A 13,530-nucleotide genomic window follows, 5' to 3' on the forward strand; every position below is an offset into this window, starting at 1 on the left:
AGTCAGGATAATTAAGCGGAGGGGTGTGATTAAAGAATGGCCGGAATCGTAATTAAGCATTTGTACAAAAGATATGGAAAAGATAAGCACGCAGTTGTTAAGGATTTTCATTTGGATATTAAAGACAAGGAATTTCTCGTTTTTGTAGGTCCTTCAGGCTGCGGCAAATCGACCACCCTACGCATGATAGCAGGGCTTGAGGATGTAAGTGAAGGGGAGATTTATATCGGAGACACGCTGGTGAATAACCTGCCTCCGAAGGATCGGGATATTGCCATGGTGTTTCAGAACTATGCGTTATACCCGAATCTGAACGTGTATGAGAATATTGCCTTCGGCCTGCGGTTGCGTAAGCTGCCCAAACATGAGATTGATTTGGCTGTAAAACGAGCAGCTCGTGTATTGGAAATTGAGCCATACTTGGACCGGAAACCGAAGCATTTGTCCGGGGGACAACGCCAACGCGTAGCGCTCGGGAGGGCAATTGTGCGCAATCCGCAGGTATTTCTAATGGATGAGCCTCTGTCCAATCTGGATGCAAAGCTGCGTGTCCAAATGCGCATGGAAATCATCAAGCTTCATAAATCGCTTGGAGTAACGTTCATCTATGTGACTCATGATCAGGTGGAAGCGATGACGATGGGCGACCGTATTGTCGTGATGAAAGACGGAGTTATTCAACAGGTGGATACACCTGAAGCCATTTATCGCTATCCTAGCAATACCTTTGTGGCCAGTTTTATCGGCTCGCCGCAGATGAATTTCCTGCAGGGCCGAATTGTGGAAAATATGCCGGGGAAGCTTGAATTCTCGACGTCGCGTTTCTCATTGGAAATTCCTCGTGATATTGGCAGTGTGCTGGCTAAGAACAAACAAATCAACCGGACCGTGACGCTGGGTCTTCGTCCGGAGCATATCAACCTGGAAGGGTTGTACTCAGATGCAATCCTTACTGGCGTTTATAAGCTCAGCGAATTAATGGGCGCCGACCGCTTTCTCCATCTTGATATTGGGCAGAGCAAGCTGCTGGTTGTGCGGGTTAACCCTAATTTTCAATATCAGGAGGATGAGAAAGTAAGGCTCGCTCCTGACATGACGAAAGCTATCTTTTTCCATACGGACACCGGGGTCAGGTTCACTGAGTAAGTGCAAGTCTTCGGGAAGGGTGTGAAAACAGTGTTGTTAGTTCCACTCAACAAATATATAAAAAAAGGTTCCGTGTTGATCCTCTTGACGGCAGTGGTTGTCGGCCTGGATCTTCACACCGGTTGGGGGGCAGCTCTGCAAGCTCATGCCGAAGAAGGTAAGCCTCCGCCGCAATCGGCCCCAGCTGCGCGAGAGCGAACAGGTCCAGCGGATGCGGAACCTTATTATGCGGACATTCTGCAAGATTGGCAGCAGCGGGGAATGAAGGATGCTGCTTCAGAAATCAGAATTCAGGCCTCATCCCCGTCGGCGTATTCCAATGGAGGGTCGTTCGCTTCGGGGAGCTTCCAGGGCAAACCGAATGTGCTGCAGTGGCAGGGAACCGGGGCCAATTGGGTGGAGTACCAGTTTCAGGTGCTGACGGAAGGCTTGTATGAAATACAGGCCACATACAGACCGCTTGCAGGAAACGGCGTAGGTAACGCTATTGTTTGGGATGTAACGCTGGACGGCCAACACCCCTTTCGTGAGGCTTCTTCCATTACTTTGTACCGGAAATGGAAGGATTCACGTCCCATCTTGACAAACGACGACGGGGATGAAGTGCGTCCCCGTTCCATCGAAGTTCCAGAGTGGGCTACGAACCCGCTGATTGACTCGGAAGGGGCTTATGCAGAGCCTTTAAAGTGGTATTTATCGAAAGGGACGCACACCATCCGGTTAAGCGGAGGTGAGCCCGTTGCTTTGGAGGAGCTCAGGTTGACCGCTCCACAGGTCATTCGTACGTATGCCGAGGTTTCCTCGCACTATCCTAAGAGCAATCCCGTACAGGCTAGAGCTATGATCTTGCAGGCTGAGGATCTGGATTATAAAAACGATACCTCGATCAAACTGTTTTCCGATACAGATCCGCGTACAGTCCCGCTGGCGAAAGGTCGCATTACTTACAATACGGTAGGCGGCAGGAGATGGGTTTATCAGAATCAGGAGATTACCTGGAGCTTTGAGGTACCTGAGACGGGGAAGTATAAGCTTGGACTCAGGACGCTGCAGAACCAGTTTGCTCAGAAATCAACCTTCAGGAATATAAAGCTGGATGGAAAGGTCCCTTTCCGGGAGTGGTTAGCCTATCGCTTTCCGTATGATTCGGACTGGAAGGGGACGCAGGTAGAGACACCGGATAAGAAGCCTTATGAGCTGTATTTGGAAAAAGGCAAGCATACGGTGTCCATAGCCGTTACCCATGCACCTCTTAAGCCGATTTTGCTTGGCATTGATGAAGTATCCCTTAAGCTGCGTGCCATTGAACATGATTTGCGGTCGCTTACAGGAGGTTTGGTGGACCGGAATAGGACTTGGAAAGTAAGAGAGGAGCTCCCTGATCTAGAGGGGAGATTAACTCAGGTGGCAGCACGATTGGCCGAGTTATCGAAGCAGCTCCAGCAGGTGAATGGCGGCAAAGACAGCAGCAGTCAGGGACTGGGGACATCCTCACAGGATATCACGAAATTATTGGAGAAGCTTGACGGCATTCCCTACTATTCGGATCAGATTAATTTAATGATAGATAAGATAAGCAATTTTATCGAAACGCTGCTGCAGCAGTCTTTGCAGTTGGATGAACTGTATATCGTGCCTGTGGAGCAGCATTTTCCGAAAATGGAAGCTTCCTGGTTGTCGGAGATTGTGGGCACGGTTACGAATTTTTTCTATTCCTTCCAGACGCGGGATAATTTAAGTGAATTGGATGACCGAGTCCTTAACGTTTGGGTGCAGCGAGGTCGGGATTACGTTGACCAATTGCAGCAGCTGGCAGATGAAGCCTTCACGCCGGAGTCGGGGATCAAGGTAAAGGTGAACTTGCTGCCGACCTCCCAATTGCTTGTCATGTCCAATGCTGCGGGTATTCAACCGGATATCGCACTCGGATTGACGCAGGATTTGCCTGTGGATTATGCCATTCGGGGCAGTGTCGCGGATTTGTCGAAGTTTCCTGATTTTAAGGAAGTGTATACAAGGTTCAGCCCTGGCTCGTGGCTGCCTTTGTATTATAACAAAGGCTATTATGCGATTCCGGAAACGCAATCGTTTCAGGTGCTTTTCTATAGAAAAGACATCATGAAGCAGTTGAATCTGGAAGTTCCGCAAACATGGGATGATGTGTATGCCCTGCTTCCGACGTTACAGCAAAATTCGCTTAATTTTTATTCAAATTATAAGGATTATACCCCGTTCTTTTATCAGAACCATTCGGAATTTTTTGAACCCAATGGGTTGACGACTGCTTTAAATACGCCGGAAGGCTTCAAATCGTTTAAACAGTGGACCGATCTGTTTAACATTTATGCGGTGGAGAAGGAAGTGCCGAGCTTTTACCAGCATTTCCGAAGAGGCACGATGCCCATCGGCGTTTCAGACTATAACATGTACGTCCAGCTGTCCGCTGCGGCCCCTGAACTGAACGGTCGTTGGGGAATAGCCGAAATTCCAGGGGTTAAACAGCCGGATGGGACGATCGAGAGGTGGGCCGGAGGAGGCCAGCGGACGGGAGTCATATTCGAGAAATCCAACAAGAAGGATCAAGCTTGGAAATTCTTGAAATGGTGGAATTCGGCCGAGGTGCAGGCCAGATACGGCAATGATATGGAGGCGGTGAATGGTGTCGCGTTCCGTTGGAACACTTCCGTCGCCGAAGCGTTCGTCAAGCTTCCCTGGAAGCTAGAGGATGCGAATGTCATTCTGAAGCAGTGGCGCTGGTATAAGGACGTTCCGAACCTTCCCGGGGGTTATTTTCTAGAAAGGGAGATCAAGAACGCGTGGCTGAGAACGGTTGTGGACGGAACGAACTCCCGTTCCTCGCTGGAAACAGCCGTGATGGATATTGATAGGGAGCTCAGACGTAAACAGCAGGAGTTTGGATTCGTGGATCAGGACGGACGAACCGTTCGAACTTTGGATTTGCCGGTAGTGAATAAACCGTGGGAAGGAGTTGACGCCTATGTTAAGTAAACTGTCCAACATCAATGTGGCAGTCCGCAGCGCTTCAAAAGAAGTGATAGTCAAAACGGCTCAAACGCGACTCAGAAGCCTGCTTTCGGAAATATGGGCTTATCGCCTTTCCTATTTATTCATTGCTCCTTTCATGCTCTGTTTTATCGCGTTTATTCTAGTGCCGGTGCTTGCTGCCGTAGGCATGAGCTTTACTTATTTTAATGCGATTCAAAAGCCTCGCTTTATTGGCTGGCAAAACTTTCAGTATCTGATTTCACAGGATTTACTATTTCTGAAATATGCCCTGCCGAATACGTTCAAGTTCGCATTGATTGTAGGCCCAGGGGGGTACATCGCCGCTTTTATATTGGCGTGGCTCATTACCCAGCTGCCGAATGCGCTGCGCAGATGGTATGCCCTTGCCATGTATACGCCGAGCCTGACCATAGGAATCGCCATGTCCATTGTCTGGCTTCCAATGCTCACCGGCGATCGTATAGGGTATTTGAACAGCATTCTGCTGCAGTTGGGCATTATTGATGTACCCAAATTGTGGGTGACTGACAAAGATTACTTAATGAATTCGATGATTGTAGTGACGTTGTGGTCAAGTATGGGAGTCGGCTTTCTTGCGATGCTTGCGGGTATTCTTAATGTAAATAAGGAGCTTTACGAAGCGGGAAGGCTGGATGGAATCGGCAGCAGGCTTCAGGAGATATGGCACATCACCATTCCGTCGATGAAACCGCAGATGCTGTTCGGTGCGGTAATGGCCATAGTTTCCACCTTCAAAGCGGGAGCTATTGGCGAGGAATTATCCGGAATGAATCCGACGCCTGAATATTCCGGTCATTTAATTATCAATCATATTGACGATTATGGGTTTATCCGGTTTGAGATGGGTTACGCTTCCGCAATTTCCGTTTTCCTGCTCGTGCTGATGTATGTGTGCAATAAATTAAGCTGGGGTCTATTCGGTTCCAAGGAGGATGAGACATGAAACGAATAGAGCTTCCCTGGAGAGCAGCGGTTTTCTGGAGATGGATACCTCATCTTAAGAAAATAGACGGATTTCAAGTCGGATTAATTATTGGGTTGACGATTCTGGCGGCATTCATGCTGCTACCGATTATTTATATTATTAATCATGCGCTGAAGCCATACCATGAGCTATTCGTGTATCCTCCGAATTTTATTGTTAGAGAGCCTACACTCCAAAATTTCGCTGAACTTATGGTGGTGGCCTCCAATTTGACGGTTCCGCTCTCCCGATATTTGTTCAACAGTATTCTCATATCTTTGATTTCGGTTATAGGAGTTACCTTGATTAGCGCCATGTGCGCCTATCCCATCTCCAAGCATAAATTCCCGGGACATCGCTTCGCGTTCTCGCTGATTATTCTGACGCTTATGTTCGCTCCTGAGGTTATGCAAATACCTCGCTATCTGGTTGTAAGTCATCTGGGGATTATGAATACGTATTGGGGACATCTCCTGCCTATTCTGGCGATGCCAGTAGGTGTCTTTCTGCTCAAACAATTTATCGATCAGCTGCCGAACGAGCTTCTGGAAGCGGCAAGAATTGACGGGGCGGGGGAAGTTCTGATATTCCTGCGGATGGTCATTCCGGTGTGCATGCCGGCTGTGGCTACCGTTGCGATTCTGACCTTTCAGGGTTCATGGGGAAATGTGGAGACCTCATCATTATTTATGCAGGACGATGAGATGAAAAATTTCCCGTTCTTCTTAACTACGTTGACGAACAATCAAACGAATATTGTGGCCCGTCAAGGTGCCGCAGCCGCAGCTGCTTTAATTATGTTTGTTCCGAATCTACTTATTTTCCTGTTTTTGCAGGGAAAGGTCATTGCCACCATGGCTCATTCGGGAATCAAATAATAGGGGTTGCCGAGCAGATCTTGCGAAAACTTGAAGGAGGACCACACTGTGCGGCCGAATCTGAGAAAACAGCTTCTTATCATCGTGCTAGCTCTTCTTATTTGGCCCGTTTTGTGCCGACCGGAGGGGGTATACGCCTACACGCCTTACAGCACGAATTATAAGGATGGTTATGGGCAGTTGGTTTGGACCCAGTCCGCTTATTACCCTGTGGGAGCGTTAGGGCGTGAAATTTATATTCCTGATCCTAAGAAGCCCGGTCAACACATCTACTCGCCGTTAAAACAACCGCAGGACCTGTTCATCGACAGTAAGGATGAGCTGTATATTGCAGACACCGGTAATAACAGAATCATTCATTTGAATGAAGCGGGAGATCTAGTACGTGTTCTGGACTTGAAAGAAAATCCCTTCAACAAGCCGCAGGGCGTATTTGTCGATAAGAATGGGGATATTTATATTGCCGATACTGGCAATAAACGGGTTGTCCGTCTGGATAAGGACGGCAAGCTGCTGCGGGAATTCAAACGTCCCGAATCCAAATTTCTTCCAGCTTCCTTCAAATACGACCCTGTCAAACTGATTGTCGACAAACGGGGATTTCTGTATATTGCCGTTCTGGGAGGTTATCAAGGGCTTCTGGAGATCGACCCGCAAGGGCAATTTCAAGGGTTTTTTGGAGCAAACGTAACCAGCTTTTCCATTATCGATATGTTTAAAAGATTTATTTACACACGGGAAATGTATCAGAAGGAAATTAGTAAGCTTCCAGGAGCGATAGCCAGTGTTACGACAGATCAGGACGGATTAATCTATACTGTGTCCAGCGATGCCCAAACGGGACAAATCAAAAAGTTGAATATTGCAGGTTTGGATCAGCTGGCCCATAAAGGCGAATTTACGAAGCCTGGGGAAAAAACCTCTTTTGGCGAAATAGCTTTCAGCAATTACGATCATTCGATATCAGCGTTGACAGATTTGACGGTAGACAGCGACGGAAATATCACAGCTATTGATTCCAAACGTAAAGTAGTCAACCAGTACGACAGCAACGGTAATTTGTTGTTTTTTTGGTGGGGGGACGACGGAGCGGTGACCACGAAGCTGGGCTTAGTTAAAACACCGACAGCTATCGCTAATAATTCGAGGAATGAGCTCTATATTTTGGATGGGGAAAACAATTTAGTGCAAGCTTTCCGGCTTTCTGAATTTGGTGCGCTCGTCCATAGAGCCAATCACTTGACGCAGGACGGAAAATACGAAGAAAGCGAAGCCCCGTGGGCAGAAGTGAATCGTTTGAACGCCTATTATACACCGGCTATTGCCGGACTAGCTAAAGCCTCCTATAAAAAAGGCGAATATGAAAAGGCGCAAGAGCTGTTTCTGGAAGCAGGTCATGCCCAAGGTTATTCCGATGCCTTCTGGCAAAACCGGCTGGTCTGGTTTCAGAGGCATTTCGGATGGCTGATGAATATGGTTTTAGCGGGCTTAGCCGGTTTGTATATTGCGAAAAAATGGAGCGGAAGATCCGGGTGGGGCCGTAAATGGCGCAGCAGGAGGTCAGACGAGAACCGGCTTGTCGGGCAGCTGAAGGTGGCTTTTACTATTTTGAAGCATCCGTTGGAAGGATTCGGAGCCCTGCGGTATGAACAAAAAGGCAGCCTGTTAAGCAGTACAATTATCTTCATTCTGGCTCTTGCTTCTTATTGCGTGATGAGGGCGGGAATCAGCTTTATCTTTAACCCGGAAGTCATTCTTGATGTCAATCTACTGATCGTAGTCGTTCAATTTCTAGTTATTTGGTTGGTCTGGGTCATTTCTAATTATTTGATCAGTTCGATCTATCGTGGCGAAGGAAGATTCCGCGATGTGGTGTACGGCAGCGCTTATGCCCTGTTTCCTTTGGTGCTGCTGGGCTTACCGATCACTATTATTTCCAATGTCATGACCTTAAGTGAGGGCTCCATCTTCCGCTTTCTCTATTTTGGTGTGTTTGCATGGGTCGGCTTGCTGCTGTTCTGGAAGGTTCAAAGCTTGCAAAATTACACGGTGGGAGAAACAGTCATTAATGTAAGTTTATCCTTATTTACGATGACCGTTTGCGGGGTATTGGTATTCATTACTATTGGGCTGACAAAGGAATTGACGGATTTCTTCTACTCCGTATTCCAGGAGGTAACGATCCGATGAGCCGAAAGCGTATCATTTATCCGGCCGCAGCAGTGATTGTTCTGGTTGCGGCTTTGGCAATATGGCTGATTCGTGCGCACGCTACGTTGTATGCCGCCGATCCCAAAGCAGTCGTGACCACTCCTGTGTCCAAGACCGATAATGCTCAACCTGCCGGAGCAGTGGCCCCGGCTACAGCCGGGACACCGCCGCAGCTGGCGCTTCCCAATGAATCGGACTTCCGGGTCATGACCGAATCTTCAAGCCTAAAGCTGTGGGTGAACGACAAGACGGGACATTTCAAGGTCGAACATAAGCAAACCGGGCAAGTTTGGCGATCCTATCCGGACCCGGAGCAGTGGGCTCATGAAACAATTGCTGGCAACTGGAGAAACAATCTGCTCTCGCCCATCATGGTGGAATATATTGACGTTTCGAATTCCAAATCTCAAGCCAAAACGATAAGTTGGCTGGAGGATAAAGGCGCTCTGGAGGGCTTTCAAGCGACAGCAGACGGGTTTAAGGCGACGTATTCTTTTACGGGAACACAGTTTAAAATCCCAGTACAAATCCGGTTGCAGGGGGATTACGTTGAAACGGTCATTCATGACCCTGGTATTCAGGAAGGCAAGCTGAGTCTCTTAAATATCAAGCTGTTCCCGATGTTTGGCGCGAGAGCGTATACGGAGAATGAAGAAGGTTATTTGCTAGTCCCAGACGGTCCCGGAGCCCTAATCCGATTCAAGCCCAACCTGACCAATGACAAATCGTTTTATCGGGCTAACGTGTACGGAACGGATACGGCTTTCTTCAATGAGCAAACAGACCGGAATCCGATGCGACTTCCGGTATTCGGCTTAAAGTCTGGACCACAGGCTTTTGTTGGCGTGATGACTGCGGGAGAGGAATACGCCAAACTGTTTGCCGCCCCAGGAGGCGCATTTGGGCAGTACAATTGGGTCACGCCGGAATGGCAATACCGCACCAAATATTTTCAAAGCACTAGCAAAAAAACAGAAACCGGCTTTTTCACCTATAGCAAAGAGAGGTTTAATGTTCCGGAGCGTAAAACTCGCTATTATCTGCTGGATCAGGGTAAAAACGATTATGTGGCGATGGCGGATAAATATCGGATCTATCTAACCAAAGAAAAAGGCATGAAACCGCTGCAGCCCAAGAGTGGCGAGGTTCCTTTCTACTTGGACATCATCGGGGCAGATATTAAGAAGGGTCTGATGTGGGACAAATATTTGCAAGGGACGACGACCACCGAGGCTAAAGAGATTGTCGGCAATCTTCTGACGCGTGGCATCAAAAATGTAACTGTTCAATATGCGGGTTGGCAGGATGGCGGCTATAGCTCGTACGGCGGTTTGTTTCCGGTCGATTCTAGACTTGGCGGAAATGAAGGAATGAAGCAGTTTATCGATTATGCTCATTCAGAGAATATTCCCGTGTACTTGACGGCGAATTACACCTTGAACAATACGGGAAGCGATGGTTTCTGGCCGATTTTTGATGGAATGAGAGATCTTTCGGGTACCGTGCTGGAGTTCGAAAATCACGCCAACCGGGAGATGACGACCTTGGTCAGTCCGAAGCTCAGTACCGAAACCGCAACGAAAGATTTAAGCGCTTATCAGGCGCTAGGAGCGGATGGTATTTATTTCAATGAAGGCATAGGACAGTTCTTGAACAGCGATTATAACACTCGCTATTTAGCGGGACGCAGTGAAGTGTTGAACAGCCAGAGAGAGCTGCTGCAGAAGACAAGGGAAACGCTCGGAGGGGTGAGTGTGGAAAATGCCAATGCTTACGCCATCGATGAAGTTAAGCATATTCACCGGCTGCCGGACACGTATTCGTACGATATTTTTGTAGACGATCAGGTGCCGTTTGCACAAATAGCACTCCATGGTTTAATTACATATTCCTCGGAATGGTCCAACCAGCGGGAGCAGTACCAGAACGAGTTTCTCCGCAGCATTGAGTTCGGTTCTTATCCCTCTTATATCTTTACGGCTGCCGGCTCGGGAAGTATGAAAGGGGCGTATTCCATCTGGTATTACAGCATGAATTACCGCTCATGGCTCGACAAGGCGGCCGAGGAATACGCACGCTTTAATGAAGCGCTTGGCGATGTTCAGGCTCAGTTCATAACGGGACATCGGACGTTAGCTCCGAAGGTGAAAGAAACCGTGTATGAAGGCGGAAAAACGATCATTGTGAACTATAATGACCAGGAATATTCGGATGGACGGATCCGCGTCCCGGCACAGGATTTCATCGTGCTGAAGGGAGGCTTGAAGACGTGAACAGATGGAGGCTGCAGGCGTCCACTTTACGGAAGTGGGAAGGGACCCTTTTTATATCACCGTGGATCTTCGGTTTTTTCGCCTTTGTTGCATTTCCGCTGGCTTTTTCCTTGTACATGAGCTTTCACAGAGTAAAGGTAACGGTGTCAGGAATTGAAACGGTTCCCAATGGCGTGGAATATTATCGCGAGATTCTATTTGCGGATGGAGGACTGCTGTATGATAGTTTGATTCCGTTCCTCCGTGAGGCAATTGTTATGATTCCTATCATCCTGATTTTCTCCTTAATGGTAGCGATTTTGTTGAATCAGCGCTTTTGGGGGAGGACGTTGTTCCGGGTTATCTTTTTCCTGCCGGTCATCTTCTCCTCTGGGCAAATTATAATGGAGTTTATTTCACAGGGCGAAGGTCAGCTTGCTTTCGTGGAATCGCTTAGGATTAATTATTTCATCATGGAGTATGTGCCAGCCTCATGGGCGGATCCAATTAATCATGTAATCAACTCCTTTGTGCTCGTGTTGTGGTATTCGGGCGTGCAGATTCTTATTTTTCTGGCAGGACGTCAGACGATTTCTTCATCTGTCTATGAGGCGGCGAGGATCGACGGAGCCGATCCTTGGAATACGTTTTGGAAAATTACACTGCCTGGACTAGTTCCCTTTATTTTTCTAAATATGATCTTTACGGTTATCGACTTATTCACCTTTCCAACGAACCCCATTATCAGCAAAGTTACCACGGCCAATTATGGGCTTTCCAGTGCGCTGGCATGGATTTATTTCGTCATTGTTCTGGCCTTTATCGGTGTCGTCTTGCTGGTGTTCAGCAGGGTGGATAAAGCGTTTGGACCGAAAAGATAACCAGAGTGAAACTTAGGAGGTTGACACCATGGAGCGCATGATCGGCCTATTAAGAAGGCACATCACCCTTAACGGGGATACCTTCAGAGAACGGTTCGTATCAGGGAAGTATTTCCTTATTGGCAAGGAAGCAGATAAAGGGTTTCTATTCCGGCTGTTTCTGTACATAATTCTTATCGATACAGCCTTTATTTATTTGAAGCCTATCTTATATATGGTTGGCACTATGGTCAAAGACGCGTCGAACATGCTCGACCCTTCGGTGATCTGGGTTCCTCGTTCGATCTTTACTGGTCACCTGAAGGAAGCGTTCGAACTGCTGCAGTACCAAACCAGCTTTTTTTACTCAGTGTCGATTTCCTTGACTGTAGCAGTGCTGCAGATTATATCCTGTGCTATCGCGGGATACGCTTTTGCCAGGCTGGAGTTTCCGTTCAAAAGGTTATGGTTTATGGCGCTTGTCTTTACCTTCATCCTTCCTCCCCAGTTGACGATACTTCCGTCGATCCTGATGTTTAAGCAGATCGGCTGGGCGAACACTGTTCTGCCCATGATCGTGCCGGCGCTTTTCGGCCATGGACTGAAAGGCGCATTGTTCGTTATCATTTTCAAACAATTTTTTTCGACACTGCCCAAAGAGTTGGAGGAGGCTGCAAGAATGGATGGAGCGAACGCGTTTCGCTTCTTCTTCAAAGTGATGCTGCCTTTGTCCAAATCGGCCATTATCGTCGTCTTTTTATTTTCCTTTGTATGGAATTGGAACGACTTCTATTTACCTTCGATGTATATGTCGGGTTCCAAGGACGTCCCGTTATCCATTAGTCTGGCGAAGCTGGCCGCTTCGTTAAACGCGGAAGCCGCTCAAGGAGGAACGAGCATCTTTGCAGAACCTATCAAGATGGCAGCATCCTTCCTGATTATTACTCCGGTGCTGATTGTTTACGCGATCGCGCAGCGGTGGTTTGTCGAAGGGATTGAGCGCACGGGACTTGTGGAATAATGGGAAGCATAGCTACAGGCACAGACGTTCATACAGCGGTTCGCAAAGCATCCGAGAGCATTGATAAAGAAGTGGAAAGGCTGCAGAAGAACAACAAATAAATACGAAAAAGCCGTATCATCACGGGATTATCCGGATGTACGGCTTTTTATTGTTAATTTAACTCAAACCCCTGCTCAGCTAAAAATTCGCGCATATGCGTTCTGTGCCGGGAATTTAAACGTCTGACCATTTCTTTGGACCAATTGGAGTCCCTGGTTCCTCCTGCACGAGTCAGCATAAATTCAGAGAGCGAGCGGTTGTAATCTTCGATCCCTTGCGTATAGGTGTTCGTAGAATACGTCTCTTTATGATAGACAACTTCCAAAGGCAAACGTGGGCGCTGGGTCGGTTCTTGATCCGGGTAGCCTACGCACATGCCGAATACGGGGTAAACCAGCTTGGGAAGACCGATAACTTCGGATACTTCCTTGGGATTGTTGCGGATGCCGCCTACATAGACAACGCCGAGGCCGAGCGATTCGGCGGCTATGGACGCATTCTGAGCAGCCAGGGCCGTGTCGACGGTGGCGATAATGAAGATTTCGGAGGTTGACGGGATGTCCACCTCTTCTATGGGAGCGCAGGCATGTTGGAGACGGAGAAGATCAGCGCACCAGATGAGGAACAAAGGACATTCCTCGATAAACTGCTGGTCGGCAGCTAGATGCGCCAGCCTTTTCTTGGCTTCCGGATCAGTAACACCAACTATACTGTATGCCTGCATATTACTGGAAGTGGAGGCTTTCTGAGCGGATTCGAGAATACTTTGCAGGTGTTCATCGCTCAAGGCATCCGGTTTATATTTACGGATAGAGCGGTGAAGTTTCAATTGTTCAATTACTGGATTCATTCTGGAACTCTCCCTTCGCATATCTGAAGCAGGCCAACGCAAAGAAACCGGAAACGCAGCGTGAGGCTGGTCTCCGGTTATCCGGTAGTCAATATGTAACTATTTGCATTGGAATTCTTTGCATTAAATTTAGCATCTACTCCTCGTGAAGTCAAACCTTGTTTGTGGATAATCAACAAAAAACCATTTTGTCGGCTAGATGACTGTTTTATCTTTTCTTTATTTATTATAATACCTATAGGTTAAGTAAGGATTTAA

General features: G+C 47.8%; 9 protein-coding genes. 8 read left to right on the forward strand and 1 reads right to left on the reverse strand.

Translation table 11 applies throughout. The features are described from left to right. Positions 1-36: 36 nt before the first annotated feature. The 8 genes from GQF01_RS24650 to GQF01_RS24685 are packed head-to-tail and all read left to right on the forward strand — an operon-like array spanning position 37 to position 12,380. Positions 37-1,146, forward strand: a complete 1,110-nt coding sequence (locus GQF01_RS24650) for an ABC transporter ATP-binding protein (RefSeq protein WP_161409416.1) — start codon at positions 37-39, stop codon at positions 1,144-1,146. A 30-nt stretch (positions 1,147-1,176) separates the two neighbouring features. Beyond that, on the forward strand, positions 1,177-4,155 hold the full coding sequence (locus GQF01_RS24655) for an extracellular solute-binding protein (protein ID WP_328803525.1): 2,979 nt from the start codon (positions 1,177-1,179) through the stop codon (positions 4,153-4,155). After that, positions 4,145-5,137 carry a carbohydrate ABC transporter permease gene (locus GQF01_RS24660; protein WP_161409418.1) on the forward strand — a complete coding sequence of 331 codons (993 nt, stop codon included), beginning with the start codon at positions 4,145-4,147 and terminating at the stop codon, positions 5,135-5,137. The genes GQF01_RS24655 and GQF01_RS24660 overlap by 11 nt, the downstream gene beginning before the upstream one ends. Continuing rightward, complete coding sequence (locus GQF01_RS24665) at positions 5,134-6,036, forward strand: carbohydrate ABC transporter permease (RefSeq protein WP_161409420.1); 903 nt, start codon at positions 5,134-5,136, stop codon at positions 6,034-6,036. The genes GQF01_RS24660 and GQF01_RS24665 overlap by 4 nt, the downstream gene beginning before the upstream one ends. A gap of 48 nt (positions 6,037-6,084) precedes the next feature. Next, a complete protein-coding gene (locus tag GQF01_RS24670) occupies positions 6,085-8,226 on the forward strand; it encodes a YIP1 family protein (protein WP_161409422.1) in 2,142 nt (713 codons plus the stop codon). Beyond that, positions 8,223-10,520: a DUF5696 domain-containing protein gene (locus GQF01_RS24675; RefSeq protein ID WP_161409424.1), complete on the forward strand. Its 2,298-nt coding sequence runs from the start codon at positions 8,223-8,225 to the stop codon at positions 10,518-10,520. The genes GQF01_RS24670 and GQF01_RS24675 overlap by 4 nt, the downstream gene beginning before the upstream one ends. Beyond that, positions 10,517-11,380 (forward strand): carbohydrate ABC transporter permease, encoded by an 864-nt coding sequence (locus GQF01_RS24680; RefSeq protein ID WP_161409426.1) that lies wholly within the window; start codon positions 10,517-10,519, stop codon positions 11,378-11,380. The genes GQF01_RS24675 and GQF01_RS24680 overlap by 4 nt, the downstream gene beginning before the upstream one ends. Positions 11,381-11,408: 28 nt before the next feature. Next, positions 11,409-12,380, forward strand: a complete 972-nt coding sequence (locus tag GQF01_RS24685; protein WP_161409427.1) for a carbohydrate ABC transporter permease — start codon at positions 11,409-11,411, stop codon at positions 12,378-12,380. Positions 12,381-12,534: 154 nt separating this feature from the next. Here the strand turns inward: GQF01_RS24685 and nfsA are convergent, their stop codons facing one another. Continuing rightward, complete coding sequence (nfsA, locus tag GQF01_RS24690) at positions 12,535-13,272, reverse strand: oxygen-insensitive NADPH nitroreductase (RefSeq protein ID WP_161409428.1); 738 nt, start codon at positions 13,270-13,272, stop codon at positions 12,535-12,537. Positions 13,273-13,530: the final 258 nt, after the last annotated feature.

The sequence above is a fragment of the Paenibacillus silvestris genome, assembly GCF_009882985.1.
Lineage (GTDB): Bacteria > Bacillota > Bacilli > Paenibacillales > NBRC-103111 > Paenibacillus_E > Paenibacillus_E silvestris.